General features: G+C 70.3%; 18 protein-coding genes. 14 read left to right on the top strand and 4 right to left on the bottom strand.

Annotation, left to right across the window (positions count from 1 at the left end; all coding sequences use genetic code 11):
- The 7 genes from ACT3SQ_RS02300 to cls all read left to right on the top strand — a co-directional run.
- Positions 1 to 457: MFS transporter (locus tag ACT3SQ_RS02300; RefSeq protein WP_444600782.1), on the top strand; the 457-nt coding region annotated here is incomplete at its 5' end.
- Positions 458 to 616: 159 nt separating this feature from the next.
- A complete protein-coding gene (locus ACT3SQ_RS02295) occupies positions 617 to 1,750 on the top strand; it encodes a trans-sulfuration enzyme family protein (RefSeq protein ID WP_444600781.1) in 1,134 nt (377 codons plus the stop codon).
- A 51-nt stretch (positions 1,751 to 1,801) separates the two neighbouring features.
- Complete coding sequence (locus ACT3SQ_RS02290) at positions 1,802 to 2,623, top strand: transporter substrate-binding domain-containing protein (protein WP_444600780.1); 822 nt, start codon at positions 1,802 to 1,804, stop codon at positions 2,621 to 2,623.
- A gap of 8 nt (positions 2,624 to 2,631) precedes the next feature.
- Positions 2,632 to 3,294 (top strand): amino acid ABC transporter permease, encoded by a 663-nt coding sequence (locus ACT3SQ_RS02285; protein ID WP_441443416.1) that lies wholly within the window; start codon positions 2,632 to 2,634, stop codon positions 3,292 to 3,294.
- A complete protein-coding gene (locus ACT3SQ_RS02280) occupies positions 3,284 to 4,036 on the top strand; it encodes an amino acid ABC transporter ATP-binding protein (RefSeq protein ID WP_444600779.1) in 753 nt (250 codons plus the stop codon). Before ACT3SQ_RS02285 ends, ACT3SQ_RS02280 begins: the two co-directional genes overlap by 11 nt.
- Before the next feature lie 149 nt (positions 4,037 to 4,185).
- Positions 4,186 to 5,109 (top strand): Bax inhibitor-1/YccA family protein, encoded by a 924-nt coding sequence (locus tag ACT3SQ_RS02275; protein WP_441443414.1) that lies wholly within the window; start codon positions 4,186 to 4,188, stop codon positions 5,107 to 5,109.
- Between the two features lie 95 nt (positions 5,110 to 5,204).
- Entirely contained in the window at positions 5,205 to 6,692 is a 1,488-nt protein-coding gene (cls, locus tag ACT3SQ_RS02270) for a cardiolipin synthase (protein WP_444501762.1), read from the top strand.
- 23 nt (positions 6,693 to 6,715) lie between these two features.
- On the opposite strand, the gene ACT3SQ_RS02265 is transcribed toward cls, so the two are convergent.
- Entirely contained in the window at positions 6,716 to 7,525 is an 810-nt protein-coding gene (locus ACT3SQ_RS02265) for a hypothetical protein (RefSeq protein ID WP_444600778.1), read from the bottom strand.
- 55 nt (positions 7,526 to 7,580) lie between these two features.
- Entirely contained in the window at positions 7,581 to 8,504 is a 924-nt protein-coding gene (locus ACT3SQ_RS02260; protein ID WP_441443411.1) for a hypothetical protein, read from the bottom strand.
- 234 nt (positions 8,505 to 8,738) lie between these two features.
- Between ACT3SQ_RS02260 and thiD the strand changes: the two genes are divergently transcribed.
- A complete protein-coding gene (gene thiD / locus ACT3SQ_RS02255) occupies positions 8,739 to 9,614 on the top strand; it encodes a bifunctional hydroxymethylpyrimidine kinase/phosphomethylpyrimidine kinase (protein ID WP_444600777.1) in 876 nt (291 codons plus the stop codon).
- A 35-nt stretch (positions 9,615 to 9,649) separates the two neighbouring features.
- On the opposite strand, the gene ACT3SQ_RS02250 is transcribed toward thiD, so the two are convergent.
- Positions 9,650 to 10,870: a glycoside hydrolase family 3 N-terminal domain-containing protein gene (locus tag ACT3SQ_RS02250; RefSeq protein WP_441443409.1), complete on the bottom strand. Its 1,221-nt coding sequence runs from the start codon at positions 10,868 to 10,870 to the stop codon at positions 9,650 to 9,652.
- Positions 10,871 to 10,947: 77 nt separating this feature from the next.
- Here ACT3SQ_RS02250 and ACT3SQ_RS02245 point away from each other — a divergent pair, with 77 nt between their 5' ends.
- The 5 genes from ACT3SQ_RS02245 to ACT3SQ_RS02225 all read left to right on the top strand — a co-directional run bounded on the left by ACT3SQ_RS02245 (position 10,948) and on the right by ACT3SQ_RS02225 (position 16,896).
- Positions 10,948 to 11,514 (top strand): hypothetical protein, encoded by a 567-nt coding sequence (locus ACT3SQ_RS02245; RefSeq protein ID WP_442331984.1) that lies wholly within the window; start codon positions 10,948 to 10,950, stop codon positions 11,512 to 11,514.
- 45 nt (positions 11,515 to 11,559) lie between these two features.
- Complete coding sequence (locus tag ACT3SQ_RS02240) at positions 11,560 to 13,773, top strand: prolyl oligopeptidase family serine peptidase (RefSeq protein ID WP_441443407.1); 2,214 nt, start codon at positions 11,560 to 11,562, stop codon at positions 13,771 to 13,773.
- Positions 13,770 to 14,486: a DinB family protein gene (locus ACT3SQ_RS02235; protein WP_441443406.1), complete on the top strand. Its 717-nt coding sequence runs from the start codon at positions 13,770 to 13,772 to the stop codon at positions 14,484 to 14,486. Before ACT3SQ_RS02240 ends, ACT3SQ_RS02235 begins: the two co-directional genes overlap by 4 nt.
- Positions 14,483 to 15,940: an alpha/beta fold hydrolase gene (locus ACT3SQ_RS02230; RefSeq protein ID WP_444600776.1), complete on the top strand. Its 1,458-nt coding sequence runs from the start codon at positions 14,483 to 14,485 to the stop codon at positions 15,938 to 15,940. Before ACT3SQ_RS02235 ends, ACT3SQ_RS02230 begins: the two co-directional genes overlap by 4 nt.
- 83 nt (positions 15,941 to 16,023) lie before the next feature.
- Positions 16,024 to 16,896, top strand: coding sequence for a hypothetical protein (locus ACT3SQ_RS02225; RefSeq protein ID WP_441443404.1), 873 nt, complete (start codon positions 16,024 to 16,026; stop codon positions 16,894 to 16,896).
- On the opposite strand, the gene ACT3SQ_RS02220 is transcribed toward ACT3SQ_RS02225, so the two are convergent.
- On the bottom strand, positions 16,874 to 18,319 hold the full coding sequence (locus tag ACT3SQ_RS02220) for a DUF2079 domain-containing protein (RefSeq protein ID WP_345082086.1): 1,446 nt from the start codon (positions 18,317 to 18,319) through the stop codon (positions 16,874 to 16,876). The genes ACT3SQ_RS02225 and ACT3SQ_RS02220 overlap by 23 nt on opposite strands.
- Before the next feature lie 54 nt (positions 18,320 to 18,373).
- Between ACT3SQ_RS02220 and ACT3SQ_RS02215 the strand changes: the two genes are divergently transcribed.
- A complete protein-coding gene (locus ACT3SQ_RS02215) occupies positions 18,374 to 19,189 on the top strand; it encodes a hypothetical protein (RefSeq protein ID WP_441443403.1) in 816 nt (271 codons plus the stop codon).
- Positions 19,190 to 19,365 lie beyond the last annotated feature (176 nt).

Below are 19,365 nucleotides of genomic sequence, written 5' to 3'. Positions count from 1 at the left end.
GGTGGGGCTGTTCCTGGGGTCCCAGGACTCGGTGGTCGGACTGCTGATCGGCTTCTTCGCCGTCAACTTCGCGAGCTCCGCACTCAGCCCGGCCCTGCAGACCTGGCTGATCAGGGTCGCGCACCGCTCGGAGGTGCTCGGGGCCTCCCTGAACCAGGCCGCGTTCAACGTCGCCAACGCCCTCGGTGCGGCTCTCGGCGGCGCGGTGATCGCGGCAGGCTTCGGCTACCGCGCGCCGATGCTGGTCGCGATCGTCCTGGCGAGCCTCGGCTTCGCCCTGGTCGCCGGCACCCTGCTGGCGCTGCGGGTGCGCTCCCGTCGCACCCTCGCCGTGCTGCGGGAGCACGAGGCGACCTACACCGGAGCGATCCCGGTCGTCGTCCCTGACGCTGCCCGCGAGGCCGCCCGCGAGGTCCCCACCCGCACCGACGCGATCCCGGTGCCCGTCGGCTCCTGACCGCGAGGGGCCCTGCGACCCTCACCGCCCCCCAAGCTCTCCTTGAACCCCTGCGATCTCTGGCTTATGCGTCACAGTCGTTCATCCAGCCCTCTGGGCTGGCGCGACGGCGACCTAGAGTGGTACTCAGCCATCGATCCGAGGAGCTGAGGAGCCACCGTGCACATCCAGACCGCCGCCGTGCATACCCTGAGGGATTTCGAGCACGGAGCCGTGGTCCCGCCCGTGCACCTCTCCTCGACCTTCGCGCTCGACTGCGCGAGCGAGGGCGGCGACTTCGCCTACCAGCGCGGTGCGAACCCCACCCGAGCACAGCTCGAGACCGTGCTGGCCGCGCTCGAGGGAGCGCAGCACGGCTTCGCCTTCGCCTCCGGGATGGCGGCCACCGCAGCCGCCCTGTCGACCCTGGTCGTCGGCGACGAGGTGCTGCTGCCGGCGAGCGTCTACGGCGGCACCTACCGCTTCGTGGATCTGGTGCTGCCGGGCCGAGGGGTCACCGGGCGCTTCGTCGACGATCTCGGCGCGCTCACCGATGCGGACTTCACCCCCTCCACCCGGGCCGTCTTCATCGAGACCCCGGCCAATCCGACCCTCCGGATCACCGACCTGCGCCGGATCTCCGAGCTCGCGCACCGCCACGGCGCCCTGGTGATCGTCGACAACACCTTCATGACGCCCGTGCTGCAGAAGCCGCTCGACCTCGGGGCCGACGTGGTCGTGCAGTCCGCCACCAAGTACCTCGCCGGCCACTCCGACCTGCTGGCCGGCACCATCACCACCAACGACGACGCGCTCGCCGAGGCCTTCGCCCTCGCCCAGAAGGCCCAGGGCGGGGTGCTCGCCCCGCAGGACTCCTTCCGGCTGATCCAGTCGATCAAGACCCTCCCGCTGCGCCTCGAGCGCCAGCAGGAGAACGCCGGCGCGATCGTCGCCCATCTGCGCGAGCGCGAGGACATCGCCCGGGTCTGGTACCCCGGCTCGTACAGCGAGGAGGAGGCGCGCATCCACGCCTCCCAGGCCACCGGCGGCGGCGCGGTGCTCTCCTTCGAGCTCGCCGACGGGCTGGACCGGGTCGCCTTCCTCGAGGCGCTGCACTATCCCGCCTATGCGGTGAGCCTCGGCGGGGTGGAGTCCCTGATCTGCCGCCCGGCCACGATGACTCACGAGGCGATGACCGACGAGGCTCGCGCGAACGCCGGGATCAGCCCCGAGCTGCTGCGCCTCAGCGTCGGCATCGAGAACCTCCAGGATCTGCTCGACGACCTCGACCAGGCCCTCGTCGCCGCTCGCTGAGCCCCTGCCCGACCCGACCGCCCCTCTCCGACCACGAACGAGGACCACACCATGACCATCGCACCGCGCCCCACCCGCCGCCTCGCCCTCGCCCTCGGCGGGGCCTCGGTCGCCGCCTTCCTGGCCGCCTGCAGCTCCGAGGGCGGCTCCGGCGGAGGGGACGAGGACATCCTGGCCCGCGTCCAGGAGAACGGGACCATCCGGATCGGTCTCGAGGGCACCTACCGCCCCTACGCCTTCCATGACGAGACCGGTGAGCTGGTCGGCTTCGAGAAGGAGATCGCCGACGCGATCGCCGAAGGGCTGGGGGTCACGCCGGAGTACATCGAGACCGAGTGGGACTCGCTCATCGCCGGCCTCGACGTGGACCGCTACGACCTGGTTGTCAACAACGTCGGCATCACCCCGGAGCGGGAGGAGAAGTACGCCTTCACCGAACCCTACGCCCGCTCGATCGGCCGTATCGCCGTGCCGGAGGGTTCCGAGGTCCAGACCGTCGAGGAGCTCGAGGGCAAGCGTTCCGCGCAGACTGCGACCAGCAACTGGGCGCAGCAGATGGAGGCCCTCGGTGCCGAGATCGTCCCGGTGCAGGGCTTCGCCGAAGCCATAGAGCTGGTGATCCAGGGGCGGGCCGACGCGACCGCCAACGACATCATCTCCTTCCAGACGTACCAGGAGGAGCATCCCGATGCCGCCTTCCGCCTGCTGGACGCCGAGCTGCCCACCGACGTCACGGTCGGCGCGATCATGCAGAAGGGCCAGGATGCCCTGCTCGGCGCGGTGGACGAGATCCTGGACGGGATGAAATCCGATGGCTCCCTGAGCGCCATCTACGAGGAATGGGTGGGCCAGGACATCACCCCTGAGGGCTGAGACACCCGATGCCCCGCTTCCTCGAGCTCTGGATCGAGTCGCTCCCACGGCTGCTGACCGCGATGATCGAGATGACGGTCCCGCTGTCGCTGCTGTCCTTCGCGATCGCGCTGGTGATCGCGGTGGTGGTGGCCCTCACGCGGCTGTATGCGCCGGCGCCTCTGAAGGCGGCGGCCTGGATCTATGTGCAGGTGTTCCGTGGGACACCGCTGGTGGTGCAGCTGTTCATCGTCTACTTCGGCCTGCCCAGCGTGGGCATCGAGCTGGCTGCGTTCCCAGCGGCGGTGATCACGCTGGCCCTGAACACCGGGGCCTACGCCTCCGAGGCGGTCCGCGCCTCGATCCTCTCGATCCCGCGCGGACAGTTCGAGGCCGCTCAGTCGCTGAATCTCTCGCGCGCGGCCACCTTCCGCAAGGTGGTCGCCCCGCAGGCCATGCGGATCGTGCTGCCGCCGCTGGCCAATGACTTCATCGATCTGGTCAAGGGCACCAGCCTGGTCTTCGCGATCACGCTGATCGACGTCTTCCAGGTGGGTCGGCAGATCGCGGCCGCCACCTACGAGCCGCTCATCATGTACACGGAGGTCGCGCTGATCTATCTGGCGCTGGTCTCCCTGCTCAGCCTCGGCCAGAACCAGTTGGAGAAGAAGGTGTCCGCCCATGTCCGCTGATGATCCGCTGCGGGTGCGTGGCCTGCGCAAGACCTTCGGTGAGCTGGTCGCCCTCGACGATGTCTCCCTGGACGTCGAGCGCGGCACCACCTCGGTGCTGCTGGGCCCCTCCGGGTCCGGCAAATCCACCCTGCTGCGCTGCCTGAATCTGCTCGAGAAGCCCGACGGCGGCACGATCGACCTGGGGGAGGGGCCGATCGAGGTCGGCGGGAGGCTGACCGCCACCCGGGTGCGGGAGATCCGCTCCCGCTCGACAATGGTGTTCCAGCAGTTCAATCTCTTCCCTCATCTCACCGCGCTCGGCAACGTCACTCTCGCCCCGCGCGAGAACCGCGGCCAGACCCGGCAGGCGGCGGACCAGCGGGGAAGGGAGCTGCTGGAGAAGGTGGGGCTCGCCGACAAGGCCGACTCCTATCCCGACCGCCTCTCCGGCGGGCAGCAGCAGCGGGTCGCGATCGCCCGGGCCCTTGCCATGGACCCCGATTTCCTGCTGTTCGACGAACCGACCTCCGCGCTGGATCCGGAGCTCGCCGCCGAGGTGGTCGCGGTGCTCGCTGAACTCGCCGCCGAGCAGCGCACGCTCGTGGTCGTCACCCATTCCCTCGCCTTCGCGAAGCAGGTCGCGAACAGGGTGCTGTTCCTCGAGGACGGGAAGGTCCTGCAGGACGGCACACCCGAGGAGTTCTTCTCGAGCGAGGACACACGGCTGCGCCGCTTCCGCGAGGTCATCAGCTCGGTCTGAGGGCCTGGCCCGGCATGCGGCCCTTCGCTCTGAGCAGAGCATGCACACAGCGAGATCTCGGGTTTCCGCCGTACCATGGCGGAATCGGTCCGACGAAGCGCACTCCTGGCGTCGGTCGTCGACCCACCTGATCCCACGTGAGGAGCCCCATGGCACGCCACAACATCGTGTTCGGCCGCGACCAGGCCGTTCAGAACGGTGCGAACTACAACGCCCCGCGCTTCGGCAACTCGGCACAGGCCGCACCCGCCCAGAACACCCAGTGGTCCTCGGGCTTCGCCCAGCAGGGCTACGGCCAGAGCGCGACGGCCCAGCCGGGTGCGGAGCAGCTCGAGGCGATGTACGCCCGTCCCTCCGCGACCGGTCACGACACCGGCCGGATGACGATGCGGGATGCGCTGAACGCCATCACCGCGACCCTCGGCATCGTCATCGTGGTCGGCTTCGCGGTCGCGATGCTGCCCTACGCGCTGGCCTTCATGGCTGGCGAGGCCGGAGCCCAGGCGGGCCTGGCGATCGCTGGCGCCGCGACCCTGATCGGCGTGGTCGGCGGGCTGATCACGGCGCTGATCAACATCTTCAAGAAGCAGCCCTCGCCGATCCTGGTGGTGCTCTACGCCGGATTCGAGGGCCTGTTCCTCGGCGGCCTCAGCGGCACCATGGAGTACTTCTACCCCGGCATCGCGCTGCAGGCCGTGGTGGGCACCCTCGCCGTCGCCGGCACCGTGCTGGTCCTGTTCCGGATGGGCGTGCTGCGCACCTCCCCGCGCCTGAACAAGATCTTCATGGTCGCGATGATCGCCTACATGCTGTTCGGCCTGGTCAACATCGGCGCGATGCTGCTGATGGGCCAGAGCCTGCGCGACGGCATGCTGGGCCTGGCCATCGGCGGCATCGCCGTGGTGCTGGCCTCGTACTCGCTGGTGATGGACTTCGAGGGCGTCCAGCACGCGGCCGAGGCAGGCGTGCCGCGCAAGTACGCCTGGCGCCTCGCCTTCGGCGTCACGGTCACCATGGTGTGGCTGTACGTCGAGATCCTGCGGATCCTGATGATCCTGCGCGGCAACGACTGATCAGCATCACCTCGGGCGGCGACTGCGTCCCCGTATCCTGAACGGCGGGTCCCTCTGGGGCCCGCCGTTCCCGTTTCCGACCAGAGGAGCTGAGGGTGACCGACGTGTGGCAATGGCTGCTCGACCACGGGGTCCTGGTGTTCACGTACGTCTACTGGGCGCTCGACATCGTGCTGCGTCTGGTGAGCCTGATCGTGGTGCCCCGCAACCGTCGGCCGGGTTCGGCGATCGCCTGGCTGCTCGCGATCATGGTGATCCCGCTGATCGGCTTCCCCCTGTACCTGATGCTGGGGAACGCACAGCTGCCGCGCCGCAGGCGCGAGAAGCAGCGGGCCGTCAACCGCCTGATGCGGGTGCGGGCGCAGAATATCCCCGACAGCGAGCTCGATGAGGACGTGCCCAGCTGGCTGCAGGCTGCGGTGCGGCTGAACCGTGAGCTCGGCGCCTTCCCGCTCACGGGCCGGAACTCCGCGGATCTCGAGATCGACTACGACACCTCGATCGCGCGGATGGCAGCTGACGTGCGCTCCGCACGCGAGAGCGTGCACGTGCTCTTCTACATCATGGGGCTGGACGAGATCACCGAGGACTTCTTCGCGGCCCTCGGAGAGCGCGCCGACGCGGGCGTCCCGGTCCGGGTGCTCTACGACCACTGGGGTGCGCTCAGCCACGGGTCGCAGTATCGGGCGATGCGCCGCATGCTCGACGCCCACGGCATCGAGCACTTCCCGATGAACCCGATCCAGCCGTTCCGGGACGGTGCCTTCCAGCGGCCTGACCTCCGCAACCACCGCAAGATGGTGATCGTCGACGGCGAGGTCGGCTGGATGGGCAGCCAGAACCTGATCGCCGCCCACTACGACAAGCGCTCCAACATCCGCCGCGGGCTCCACTGGCAGGAGACGATGGTCCGGTTCCGCGGCCCGATCGTCTCGGAGCTGAACCTGCTGTTCGCCACCGACTGGTTCTACGAGTCCGAGCAGATGCTGCCGGAGGAGACGGTGGTGCGTCCCTCCCCGGACACCTCGGGCAGCTACGAGTGCCAGCTGGTGCCCAGCGGGCCCGGCTTCGTCGCGGAGAACAATCTGGCGCTGTTCAACCAGCTGTTCTACTCCGCCTCCCGCCGGATCGTCGCGGTCTCGCCCTACTTCGTGCCCGACGAGTCGATGCTCGCGGCGCTCGTCACCGCCGCCCGGCGCGGGGTGGAGGTCGAGCTGTTCGTCTCCGAGATCGGGGACCAGTTCCTGGTCTTCCATGCCCAGCGCTCGTACTACTCGATGCTGCTCGAGGCCGGGGTCACGATCTGGCTCTACCGCGTCCCGACCATCCTGCACGCCAAGCACGTCACCATCGACGACTCGGTGACGGTGATCGGCTCCTCGAACATGGACATGCGCTCGTTCCTGCTGCAGATGGAGTGCTCGCTGATGGTCGGGGGCACCGACTTCATGGTGAAGATGCGTGAGGTGGAGGCGACCTATCGCTCGCGCAGCCGACAGCTCACCCTCGAGGAATGGCGACAGCGTCCTCGAGCGATGCAGGTGGTCGACAACCTCTGCCGGCTCGCGTCCTCGGTGGTCTGAGTCCTCGGTGGTCTGAGCTGGACTCAGGAGATTCCGGTGAGCGACTCGTAGGCCTGGTCCGCGGCTTCCATGTGCTCGGCAGTCCCGGTGTTGGTCTCGGTCATGAACAGGCTCGGGCCCTGGTCGGTCTCGAGCACCACCACCACCAGTTCGGTGGCGGTCACCTCGTCGATGTCCGAGACGGCGAAGTTCACGGTCGCGGTCGTGCGGTAGCCGGGCAGTCCGGCGATCGTGACCGGTTCGGTGATCTCGTCATCCAGTGAGCGGCCACTGGTGCCGCCCCAGATGTCCGAGGAGAAGTAGCAGCTCACGATGGTCTGTGAGGCGACCTCGGCCCCGGGGTACTCGATGCCGGGCTGCCACTCGATCGCGCCGACCACCATGGTGGAGGTCCAGTTCTCCGTGACGTGGGCCTGAGCGCCCTGCAGGTCATTGGCGTAGGCGATGCCCCGCGGGCCGCCGCGCTCGGCGTAGAGCGTCGGCGGGATGAACTGCAGCCCGCCTCCGCGCAGCTTGCCGGAGGGGTTGGTGGAGGTCCGCTCGGACCGATCCGGGGTCCAGCAGCGTTCCGCCTCGACGTCGGCCGGGGTGGGCGAGGGGGTCTCCGAGGTGGACGGGGTCTCCGGAGCGACCGACGTGCTCGCGGACGAGGAGGTCACCGTCGACCCTCCGCCGCCCCCTGCGGGGCGCAGCACCAGGTAGCCCACGGTCGCGCCCACGATGAGCAGGAAGACCACGGCGAAGGCGATCCCGCCGATCAGCAGGGCGGCGCCGCGCCCACCGTTCCCACCGGCCTGCTGCTGGGTGGAGGTGTACTGGGGTCCGGTGTGCACTGCGGCTCCTTCGACGGGCGATGATCTCTCGACGTGCGGTGTTCGGGACGGGTCATCATTCGACGACGGCGAGGCTCGCGATGATGTCCTCGAGGTTCTGGGCGTGTTCAGGCTGATCGGCGGCGACATCGCCGGTCAGGGCGCTGGGGCCGTTCGGGGTCTCCACGACGATCGAGGTGACGACCGAGGCGCTCGAGGACTCGAGCACGCTGGGATCCTCGAAGTGGTAGGTCGCCTGGACGATCCACGCGGCGGTGCCGTCCACGCTCATGACTTCGGAGCGGTAGTCGGTGACCTCGGGATGCTCACCGAAGTGGGAGAGCACCCCCGAGGTGGTGGCGTAGCACTGGAAGATCGCGACCGCAGCGGGCTCGAGGCCGGGATATCCGCCCTCGTCCTCGGGGAAGGAGACCCGGCCGAGGTTCAGCACGCTGAACCAGCCGCCCTCCACCTGGCGGGAATCGGCACCGACCTCGGTGAGATAGGGCAGCGAGCTGACCACCCAGCCGTCTCCCCAGCCCGGAGGATTCGTGTACTCCAGCCCGCCGCCGCGCACCTTCCCGGGTTCGGCGGGCGGGGAATCGGCGTTCAGCGGCACCGTGCACTCGGTGGTCGGCGCCTGGGTGAAGATCGGCGGGGGCGGGGCGATGTCCGGGTCCTGGGGATCCGGCACGTACTCCGACTGCCCCTTGGCCGAGCGTTCGCCGGTCTGATAGGCGGTGGGGTCGGGGTCCGCCAGCACCGAGCGGAAGACGGTCTGCGAGAGGACCAGCGCGACCACTGCGAGCACCACCACCGCGGAGCCGATGACGGCCAGCATCGTGGTGCGGCTGCGGCGCAGGGCACGATCGCTCGGCGCGCCGAGGGTCACCGGTCCCTGCGAGGAATCGAAATCGGGCAGCCCGTCCGAGGACTGCGCGGAGAAATCGGGCAGCGAGGACTCCTCCGGCTGCTGCTCGCCGCCTGACTCCGTGCCCATCCCCACCTCCGCTGTCTCCCCATCGCCGCTGTGCGGAGTTCCGTTCGCGTTCCCCGCGGGCGCCTTCGGCGTGCCCGCCCCGGGTGATTCTCGCACGCGGGGCCCCGCGGGATCGCTCCCAGGATAGAGATGCCAGCCGTGATTGGTACTCTCCGCTCACGGACAGGCCCGCAGCCCGGGGCTCGCCCGTCCCGTGCCCCTCCGGAGCCGGGTTCCCCGAGAGATGGAGTCCGCATGCGCCCGCCCCTCGTCCTGACCATCGCCGACTCGGAGACCCACGGTGCCGCCGGCATCCAGGCGGATCTCAAGACTTTCACGGCGCTGGGCACCTACGGGGCGAGCGCGGTCAGCATGATCACCGTCGTCACGACCAACGGCGTGCAGAGCACCCATCCGCTGCCCGGCGACGTGGTGCGCCGCCAGATCGACGCGGTCGCGGGCGACCTCCGGCTCGACGCCACCAAGATCGGTGCTCTGGGCAGCGCCGCAGCGGTCCAGGCGGTGGCCGCCGCGCTCCGCGCCCATCGCGGAAGGCTGGGACGGATCGTGCTGGACCCGGTGATGGTCAGCGCCGACGGCACCGCGCTGATCTCCGCGGAGGGGGCGAGCGCGCTCGCGACGGAGCTGCTGCCGCTGGCGGATGTGCTCACCCCGAACATGGCCGAGGCCGCCCAGCTGCTGGGCCGTCCGCTGGCGACCTCGATCGACGAGATCCGCGAGCAGGCGCTCGCGCTGCAGGCGCTGGGGCCGGGCGCGGTGCTGATCACCGGGGGCCGGCTGGAGGGCGAGGATGTGGTGGACGTGCTGGTTCATCAGGGCGGCACCGATCTGCTGCGGGCCCGGCGGCTGCCGGACCGGCGAGTCCGCGGTGCCGGATCGACCTTGTCCGCCGCGATCGCGGCGCAGCTCGCCCGGATCGCAGAGTTCGACCGGGCGGGGGAGCTGGGGGAGATCGGCGAAGCGGGCACCGATGATGACATGGTGACCATCGTCGCCTCCGCCCGCGAGTTCGTCGCGAGCGCGACGGAGAACGCCCAGGGCTGGCAGATCTCCCGCCATGAGGGAGGCTTCAGCCCGGTGAACCACCTCATCACCCTCGACAGGGACTGACCTCCCGGCGCGGAGGAGGAACTCGCGGGGGCGGGCTATCCCTGGAGCAGCCCCAGCTGCTCCTTGAGCGCGAGCATCCGGCCCGCGGACTCCCGCACCCGCTGCTCCTGCTCCGGGCTCTGCGCGGCCCAGCCTTCGATCGCATCGACCAGCTCTCCGGTGAGCGAGGCATCGGCCGTCAGCACGGCGTCGCCTCCCGCCTCCAGCAGGCGGGTGGCGCGCTCGGCGACGGGGACGGAGGCGACGGCCTTCGCCGCGCCGATGTCGTCGGTCACCACCAGCCCCTCGAACCCGAGTCCGTCGCGCAGCAGATCCTGGATCGCCGCGGCGGAGAACATCGCCGGGACTCCGGCCTCGAGCTGCGGATAGATCGCCGAGGACATCATCACCAGCTGCGCGCCGGCCTCGATCCCGGCGCGGAAGGACTCCAGGAACGGATCCTCGGGCCCGGTGACCTCGTCCTCGATCCCCTCGGCGGAGAAATCCGTGTTCTGCTCCACGCGTCCCAGGCCCGGGAAGTGCTTGAGGGTCGCGGCGATGCCCTGGGCGGCAAGAGCTGTGGTCGCGGCCGCCACGCACGCGCCCACCGCGTTCGGCTCGGTGCCGAAGCCTCGGTCCAGCCCGCCGACGGGCTCGTTGGCATCGCCCAGGGCGGGATCCACCACGTCAGCGACCGGCGCGAGCGCGACCTGGATGCCGCGGGCGGCGAGATCCTCACCGATGCTCGTGTACGCCTCTGTCACGGCGTCGATTCCCTGCGCGCCGAGCTTCTCGGCCGACGGGGTCTTCCGGGCGGCATCGCCACGCAGCATCCTGACCTGCCCGCCCTCCTGGTCGACGGCGATCAGCGCCGGGAGATCGGGACGGGAGAGCTCGCGCGCGGCGGTGACCGTGCGGTCCACGGCCTCGGCGCTCTCCCAGACCTGGAGCAGGAAGATCCCGCCCGCGTGATGCTCGGTCAGCACCTGCTCGGGGATCTCGGAGCCGGCAGGGATCCCCACCAGCACCAGCTGCCCGGCGAGCTCGCGAGGGGAGAGCGTCTCCAGCAGCAGCTCAGCAACGGTGGGGGGCTCCGTGGTGGCGGGGGCTGTGCTGGTCGCCGCTGTGCTGGCCGTCTGCGATGGCGGTCCCTCGGCGCCGCCTCCGTCGCTGGAGCCGCCGGGCCCGTCGGCTCCCGGGTCCTGGTCGGGTCCCTCGGCAGTGCAGGCGGCGAGGGCCGCCGCGGGGGTGAGAGCCAGGAGGTGACGACGACGCATGGCGTCAGTGTTCCATGAGCGGCACCGATGCCAGCGGGACGTGAGCGGAGCCACCTGCGCCCCCGTAAGGTGGCCCCATGAGCACCGAGACCCCGCCGCAGGAGCATCCCCATGCCCCGCGGATCGAGTCCGGCACCGGGACGTCGCTGGCGGCCTGGGTGCAGCGGATCGACGACGCCGGAGGCCGCGAACTCGACCACACAGCGATTGCCCGCCTGCTGCCGCAGCGGTGGGAGATCAGCGAGTGGTGGGCACAGGGCGTGACCGTCGCCTATGAACAGATCATCGGCCGTCGTGTGGTGGGCCAGGGCTGCGCGGGCGATTTCGCCGCGTCCGCCTCCCGCACCCTTCCCGGAGATCCCGATGCCGTGCGCTCGCGGTGGGATGCCTTCATGTCGGCTGCGCGTCGCGAGGAGCTGGGGCTCGAGCAGCCCAGCCTCAGCGATACCCCGAAGTGGCGCTATTGGCGTGCTGCCGTGAGCGACGGAAGCCGGCTCTCCGTGAACATCACCGCCAAGGACGAGGAGCGCAGCACCCTCGGTATCGAGCACAAGGGCCTCGAGACCGCTGATGCCCGGGAGGTCTGGAAGACCACCTGGAAGACCACACTCACCGACTTCACCGACGTCACCGACGTCACCTGACGTCACCGACATCACTGATCCCGCCGACTTCGACCAGGAGAACCGATGACCGACCCCGCCGCGATGACCGACCCCGACGTGATGACGGACTCTGCCGCTCGCCCCGCCCCGGGTCCCCAGCTGCCCGCCCCCGATGGCAGCGCGGATCCGCATCAGTGGCTCGAGGAGGTCACTGGGGACGAGGCGCTCGCGTGGGTGCGCGAGCGCAACGCAGCGGCGGAGTCGGAGCTGGACGGCGTCGGCGATCCCCATGATCCCTCGGGTGACCCGCTGGCCACGACGCTGCAGGAGGAGATCCGAGAGATCCTCGATGCCAAGGACCGCATCCCGGGCGTCACCAAGCGCGGCGACTTCCTCTACAACTTCTGGACCGATGCCGAGCATGAGCGCGGGCTCTGGCGGCGCACCACCCTGGAGTCCTACCGCACCGAGGAGCCCGAGTGGGAGGTGCTGCTGGACGTCGATGCGCTCAACGAGGCCGAGGGGGAGGACTGGGTGTGGCACGGCGCGAGCCTGCTGCGCCCGCAGGAGGGGCAGCCCTACCGCCATGCCCTGGTCGATCTCTCCCACGGAGGCTCGGATGCGGATGTCACCCGAGAGTTCGATCTCGAGACCCTCTCCTTCGTGACCGCAGCCGAGGGCGGCTTCGAGCGTCCGGAGGCGAAGGGATCGCTGAGCTGGATCGACGCCGACACCGTCTGGGTCTCGACCGATTTCGGCGACGGCACCATGACCAGCTCCGGCTATGCGCGCCAGGCCCGGATCTGGCACCGAGGCACCCCGCTGGATGAGGCTCAGCTGGTGCACGAGGTCGCCGACACCGATATGGCGATCTTCGCCGCCCATGACTCGACCCCTGACTGGGAGCGGGACTGGGTGATCGAGGCGCACGCCTTCTACAACAACACGATCCACGTGGTCGACCGCTCGCAGCAGCCACCGGCGCTGACCACGGTCGAGGTCCCCGCAGACCTCGAGGCCAGCGCGCACCGGGATCTGGGCATCTTCAGCCCCCGCAGCGACTGGGAGATCGGTGAGTCGGTGTACCCGGCCGGCTCCCTGGTGGTCGGCGACTTCGCGGCCTTCCAGGCGGGCGAGCCCGAGCTGCAGATGCTGTTCGAGCCCACCGAGACCACTTCGCTCGCGGACATGACCATCACCCGCACCACCGTGGTGCTGTCGATCCTCGAAGACGTCGTGCACCGGCTCGAGGTGCACACCCGCGACGAGCACGGCGCCTGGGTGCGTCAGGACCTCTACCCGGAGCTGCGCGGCTCCATCGGGGTCTCCGCGGTGGACGCCGACGTCAGCGACGAGGTCTGGGTGACGGTCACCGACTTCATCGAGCCCACCACCCTCCAGCTCGGGGACCTCGCCGACGTCGCGGGCGGCGGCGAGCCGGGCGAGCTCGCGGTCATCAAGTCCGCCCCGGCCCGCTTCGAGTCGGAGGGCCTGGACGTCAGCCAGCACTTCGCGACCAGCGACGATGGCACCCGCATCCCGTACTTCGAGATCACCCGGATCGGGGAGACGGACGCCGAGGGCTCCGACGAGCCCCGACCCACCCTGCTCTACGGCTACGGCGGTTTCGAGATCTCCTTGACGCCCTCCTATCTCGGGGCGATCGGTAAGACCTGGCTCGAGCGCGGCGGCACCTACGTGCTGGCCAACATCCGTGGCGGCGGAGAGTACGGCCCCCGCTGGCACCAGGCCGCGCTCAAGGAGAACCGACACCGTGCCTATGAGGACTTCTCCTCGGTGGCGAAGGACCTGATCGAGCGCGGCGTCACCGACCGCGCCCACCTCGCGGTGCGCGGCGGCTCCAACGGCGGGCTGCTCACCGGGAACATGGTCACCCTGTACCCGGAGCTGTTCGGCGCGGTGATCATCCAGGTCCCGCTGCTGGACATGAAGCGGTACAGCCACCTGCTGGCGGGCGCCTCCTGGATGGCCGAGTACGGGGATCCCGACACCGAGGACTGGGAGTACATCCGCACGTTCAGCCCCTACCACCTGCTGCAGGAGGGCAAGGGCGCCCAGTATCCGCCGACGTTCGTGCTCACCTCCACGCGGGATGATCGCGTCCACCCCGGACACGCCCGGAAGTTCGCCGCCGCCATGGAATCCCTGGGAGCCGACGTGCGCTACTGGGAGAACATCGAGGGCGGCCACGGGGGAGCGGCCAACAATGAGCAGGCCGCACGGATGAACGCGCTGCTGTACACCTTCCTGTGGAACACCATCGGAGATCGTTCGTGAACGTCCCCGCCTCAACTCCGCACGGGCCCGGCGCTGATCCTGCGGGATCAGATCCTGAGGACGCCCGACCTGCGAACCCCGGCCCCGCGAATCCCGGCCCTGCAGACCAGGTCGAAGGGCTCGACGACCTCGTGGACCGGCTCGCTGCGGAGCAGCGGGACGCCGTCGCCGCAGAAGAAGCGCAGGCGCAGGAGATCGCCGACGAACCCGGCGAGCAGCGACCCGAGCCGCCGCTGCTGAGCGGAGAGCGGGAGACCCTCGAGGGGTTCCTCGACTTCCTGCGCGCCACCATGCTCTGGAAGACCGAACGGCTGAACGATGAGCAGGCCGCCCGACGACTGGTCGGCTCGGAGACCACGGTGACCGGGATGCTGCGACATCTGGCCGATATCGAGCGCTACTGGTTCCGGGAGGTGCTCGGCGGGGTTCCGCTCGAAGACGTCGGCTACCGCTGGTCAGACGGTCGTGACCCCGGCGGCCAGTGGGCGCTCCCGGTGGGGGCCTCGCTCACGGAGGCGCGCGAGGACTACCGCAGCGCCACCGCGCAGTCACGGGACCAGCTGGTCGGCCGCGAGCCGGAAGAGGAGCTGCGTGGCGGCGGCGAGGTGCGCACCGTGCGCTGGGTGCTGGCCCATATGGTCGAGGAGACCGCGCGACATGCCGGACAGCTGGACATCCTGGTGGAGCTGCTCGATGGGAGGATCGGCGAGTGATCGCTCTGCCCGGACTCCGCTCCACCCGTTCTCGACCCTCGGAGTTCTTCGACCGCGCCGCACAGGACGATCTGCTCCAGCTGCGCAACGACCTGATGACGGTCTACCGCGAGTTCTCCGCCGAGGACCCGCGGCTGTTCCCGCTGCGCTACGCCCGCACGGTCCCGCGCCGCGTCCGTGCCGCGAGCAGCGCAGGCGCGGGCGGTGCCGCTGCGGGCAGCACTGCCGCGGGCGGTGCCGCTGCGCCGCAGGTGCCTGTGCTGCTGATCCCCGACGGTCCCGCGCGGGCCTCGGTGCTGCCCTATGACGTGCTGCGCCGCAGCCTCGCAGGGCGGGGCCTGGACGTGCTCATGATGGAGCACCGCGGGGTGGGTCTGTCGCGGCTCGACGCGGAGGGCGAGGACCTCCCGCCGCATGCGATGTCCCTGCGTGAGGTGGTCGGCGACCTGGTGGCGGTGCTCGACCACGCCCGGGTCCCGCGGGCGGCGGTGGTGGGCAGCGGCTACGGCGCCTATCTCGCGCAGCTGCTCGCGATCTTCCACCCGGAGCGGGTGCACTCGCTGGTGCTGGACTCCCCGTTGACCGGTGCGGGGGACGAGGTGATCGCCCAGGAGGCGCTGCGCGCGCTGTACTGGGAGGGCACCGAGCCGTCCACCGGTACCACCGCCCGCACGCTGCGCAGGCTCGCGCAGGAGGGCACGGTCGACGCCTCTCGGGCGGGGCCGGTGGTGCTCGCCGTCCACGAGCACGGCGGGCCGGAGGCGGTGCGTGATCTGGTGGATCTGCTGGCCGTGGGGCGCGGGCATCTGACCTGGACCAGCGTCCGCCAGGTCCTGAACCAGTCCTGGCTGCAGTCCACCCCGTACGTGATCGAGCACGACCTCACCGCACGGATCCTGCACACCGAGCTCGGCGGCGGGCATCACGCCGATGGCGGCCCGCTGGATCCGCTCCTGCTGGAGGCGGAGCAGGCACGGGCGGTGCCCCCGTTCACCGGGGAGCAGCTGAACCTGCATGAGCTGGCACCGGCGATCACCGCACCGACACTCGTGATCACCGGTTCCCAGGACCTGATCTCACCCCCGTGCATCGCGCGTGAGCTCGCGGAGCGCATTCCCGGTGCCCAGCTGCTCGAGATCCCCGGCGCCCGGCATTCGATCCTCGACACCCGCAGTCGGATCCTGCAGGTCGCCGCGCGCTGGAGCGCCTGCGGAGCAGCGGCCCAACTGCCGGGGCGCGCCGCCGAGCTCGCGGCGCTGCCGGCGTCGGCGACCGATCTCGCGCTCTCGCGGGGGCTGCAGATCGCGCTCGCCGCAGAACGCTATTCTCCGTGGCGGCTGCGCCTGGAGTCGGCGCGCGCCGAGCGTGAACGACTGCTGCGGGAACGCGCCCGCTCCGATCCCCGGCCCCATCGCGGTCGGCGCTCGCCGCACGAGCGGGCGGATCCGGTGTGAGCCCTGCCCCTCAGCAGATCATCGGAGGGCATGCGCCAGTATTCTGAGCCGAGCACAGCACAGCACAGTCAGGGAGAGCATCGATGAGGTCTGGGTCGAGCAGGCGACGCGCCACCGGCATCCGCAGCAGCGCGCCGCTGACGACCCATCAGGGCCTGCTGCGTGCACTGGCGATCGCGAGCATCGTCGGGGTCGGTACGGTGACCGGTTTCGGAGCCGCCGGGATGGGACCGCTCGCCGCCCTCGCCGGTGACGCCGGGGAGAGCCCCGCCGAGCTCCCCGTCGCGACCGATCCCGCGACGCCCGCCCCCTCGGACGGCGGCGGAGCCCCGGACCCCGCCGGCACGCCGATCGCACCGGTGCCGACCGAGCCCGCCGCAGAGACCACGCCGGCGGAGACCGAGAGCGCCTCGCCCGAGGAGACGCAGCCGGCACCCACCGAACCTGCGGAGGATGACCCCGGGCGTGAGGCCGAGGGTGGGCGTGACGACGGCTCCACCGGCAATGACTCGCCCCGCGGCGGCAATGGCGGCTCCTCCGACGGCGGCACCAAGCCGGGCAACGGCTCCGGCGGCGGTAGCTCGACCCCGCCCTCGGCGCCGGAGACTGGAACTACCTCGCCTCCCGCGGAATCCACGACGCCGAGCGACGATCCTGAGTCTGGGAGCCCGGACCCCGGGCAGGAGACACCTGAAGACGGTGACTCTTCGACTCCCGGGGACGGTGACTCCTCGACGCCGGGGCAAGGCGACTCCACCACGCCAGGGGCTGGCACCGGCGAAGAGACCGCAACGAACCCGGAGAGTTCCGCCGATCCCGATCCCGAAGGCGCTGAGGGCGGCAACGGTTCAGGCGGCGCTGAGGGCGAGGGCGCCAGCGATCACGGAGCGAACCAGCGGGGAACGAACCCGCAGGGGCTGAATCAGCAGAGCACTACGGCCGGCACACGACGGTGAAGCCGCCGTCCTCGAACTCCGTCTGATACTCCGCGTCCCACTGCTGCTGTGCCCAGCTCGGCAGATCCTGCGGCGGGCCCTCGCCCCAGGAGAAGGCGTAGTCGTCGCTGAGCACGCAGTCCGGCACCCGTTGATTGGGTCCGTGCAGCCACTGCACGTCATGGTCCGGGACCGCCTGGGCCATCAGCGTGATGTCCACCGCGAGCACTGACCCGTCGGGCACTGCCGCGAGCGCCTCCGCTGCGGGCTCCGCCCGCCAGGTCGGCTCCCACAGCTGGGGCCGCAGCACGTCGAGCACCGGCATCGCCGGGCCGAGCAGCAGGGTGACCGCTGCGGAGGCGGCGACCGCGGTGATGCGGATCCGGCGCACCGGGAGCGGAGCATCCCGCCGCCACCAGGCGGTCGCGCGTCCTGTGCGTCGATCCCCGAGGGCGTCCAGCATCGCGGCCAGCGCGATCGGCATCAGCACCGCGTTGTAGTGCCAGTACCAGTCCCAGTAGAACTCGACGGTCCCGGTGAAACGCCAGGCGAGGGTGGGCAGCATCAGCGCGATCAGCGGTGAGCGGCCACCGATCAGGCCCGCGACCAGCAGCAGCATGAGCACTGTCAGCCACTTCACCGGCGGCCAGAACACCTCGAGCGGGGAGCCGAGGTTGTCGGTGTAGTCGTACTGACCGGCAGTGTTCAGCAGCGGCAGGAGCACGAAGGTCGACAGCACGAACCACCCCGCGCCCCACCCGGCCAGCGCCCATCCCGCACGGCGGTCGCGCGAGTGCTCGCGGTGGCGCAGCGCGATCAGCACCCCGAGCAGGGCGACGGTGAGCCCCAGATCCTCCTTGACGAAGACCAGCGGCGCCGCCCACAGCACTGCGTCGAGCACCCTGCCGCGCAGCAGCGCCGTCAGCGACAGCGCCAGCAGCGGCACCGCGAAGGCGATCTCATGGAACTGGACCGATGCTGCGGACTGCAGCCCGAAGGAGAACACATATGCGCCCCCGGCGAGGGAGCCGAGCCCCGGGCCCAGGCGGTCGATCGCGAGGCGGGTCAGCGGGATCGCGGACACCCCGAACAGCAGCGCCTGCGTCCACAGCAGCGCCTCACCGGAGGGCCAGGCCCACCACACCGGGGCCAGCATCACCAGCAGCGGATGGAAGTGATCGCCCAGCAGATTCACCTCGTCCCCCTTGATGGGGACGATCGGGGCACGCAGCTCCCCGTAAGCGCGTGCGAGCTGGGTGAAGATCCCCAGATCCCACGAGCGGGCGACGAGATGGTGGAACTGCTGGGAGCCCAGCATCCCGTAGGCGAGGGTCGCGGCGAGGGCGAGCAGTCCGGGCACCAGCCGTCGCGAGAGTCCGCCAGCATCGGGGGTCTCCGCTGTTCCGTGCTGGGTCACGGAGCGGGCGTCGGCCGGAGTATCCACGGTGCGAGGGTATATGCCATGACCGGAGGAGCCTCCACGCTCTACGATTCGCCTATGACCTCGAACTCCACGGCTTCCCTGCTCCGCTCCGCCGCCGCTGCGGCCACCATCGGCGGGCTCAGCCTCATCGAACCCCGACGGCTGGGCCCATGGTCGCGCGCCGCGTACCGGATCGGTACGGCAGGGGTGAGCGGTCTGCTCGTCGCTGACACCACGCGCGAGGAGGAGGTGATGCTCTCGCGAGGCCTGGACGGTGTGATCATCGGCGCCGCGACGCTCGGCCTGATGGATCTTGTCGAGCATCTCGATGCCCGGATCGTCGATGCGATGGGCCGCCGCGGGATCTCCCGGCCTCGCCTGGTGCTCGCCGCGCTCGGCGCGGCCGGAACTGTCGCGATGTACGCACTCGACACGTACCGGGCCTCGGAGGAGCACGGCACGGAGATCGAGGAAGACGTCGAGGAGCGCGAGCTGCCCACCCCGGTCCGGGACCTCGTGGACCTGTTGCTGGCGGCGGAGGGTACGGACCTTCCCGGTGCGGCGGCACTGCATGCCCAGCTGCCGGAGGCGAACGCACACGGTCCCTCCGAGGAAGCTGCAGAGGTGTGGCTCTCCGTGCCCGAAACCGCCGAGCGCGCGGTTCCGCGCCAACAGACCTGGCCGGTGCGTGGCGTCTTCACCCAGAAGGGCCATCGCTTCCAGGCCGAGCTGCAGATCGACGACGGTCTGCTGAGCATGCTCAGCATCGTCCTCGCCGACGACATCGAGGAGGCCGACGTGGATGCGGCGCTCGAGCACCTCTCGGGCACGGACTTCTCGCTGCCCGGGTCCGACGAGATCAAGATCGTCCGCGAGACGGCGACGCCCTGACCGGCCGAGGCCGCCCCAGCTTCCGCGGGAATTCTTCGGTTCTCGGCTTCGAATCGCTGATTCTCCCTCCTCGGCTGGGCAGTTCGTGATGGAATGCTGAGCGCCGGTGCGCACCGGAGGGCCCGGGCGCGATGATGCGCAGCGCACCGCTCATCCCATCCCCGGAGGAATGCAAC

This window comes from Brachybacterium sp. AOP42-C2-15 (genome assembly GCF_052377065.1).
GTDB lineage: Bacteria > Actinomycetota > Actinomycetes > Actinomycetales > Dermabacteraceae > Brachybacterium.
The sequence above is the reverse complement of the archived record's forward strand: the minus strand, read 5'-3'. Positions and strand labels throughout refer to the sequence as shown.

Coding starts and splice junctions, on each gene's coding strand:
- ACT3SQ_RS02290 (WP_444600780.1), top strand. CDS start 1,802: ATGACCATCGCACCGCGCCCCACCCGCCGCCTCGCCCTCGCCCTCGGC.
- ACT3SQ_RS02285 (WP_441443416.1), top strand. CDS start 2,632: ATGCCCCGCTTCCTCGAGCTCTGGATCGAGTCGCTCCCACGGCTGCTG.
- ACT3SQ_RS02280 (WP_444600779.1), top strand. CDS start 3,284: ATGTCCGCTGATGATCCGCTGCGGGTGCGTGGCCTGCGCAAGACCTTC.
- ACT3SQ_RS02275 (WP_441443414.1), top strand. CDS start 4,186: ATGGCACGCCACAACATCGTGTTCGGCCGCGACCAGGCCGTTCAGAAC.
- ACT3SQ_RS02260 (WP_441443411.1), bottom strand. CDS start 8,504: ATGGGCACGGAGTCAGGCGGCGAGCAGCAGCCGGAGGAGTCCTCGCTG.
- thiD (WP_444600777.1), top strand. CDS start 8,739: ATGCGCCCGCCCCTCGTCCTGACCATCGCCGACTCGGAGACCCACGGT.
- ACT3SQ_RS02250 (WP_441443409.1), bottom strand. CDS start 10,870: ATGCGTCGTCGTCACCTCCTGGCTCTCACCCCCGCGGCGGCCCTCGCC.
- ACT3SQ_RS02245 (WP_442331984.1), top strand. CDS start 10,948: ATGAGCACCGAGACCCCGCCGCAGGAGCATCCCCATGCCCCGCGGATC.
- ACT3SQ_RS02240 (WP_441443407.1), top strand. CDS start 11,560: ATGACCGACCCCGCCGCGATGACCGACCCCGACGTGATGACGGACTCT.
- ACT3SQ_RS02225 (WP_441443404.1), top strand. CDS start 16,024: ATGAGGTCTGGGTCGAGCAGGCGACGCGCCACCGGCATCCGCAGCAGC.
- ACT3SQ_RS02215 (WP_441443403.1), top strand. CDS start 18,374: ATGACCTCGAACTCCACGGCTTCCCTGCTCCGCTCCGCCGCCGCTGCG.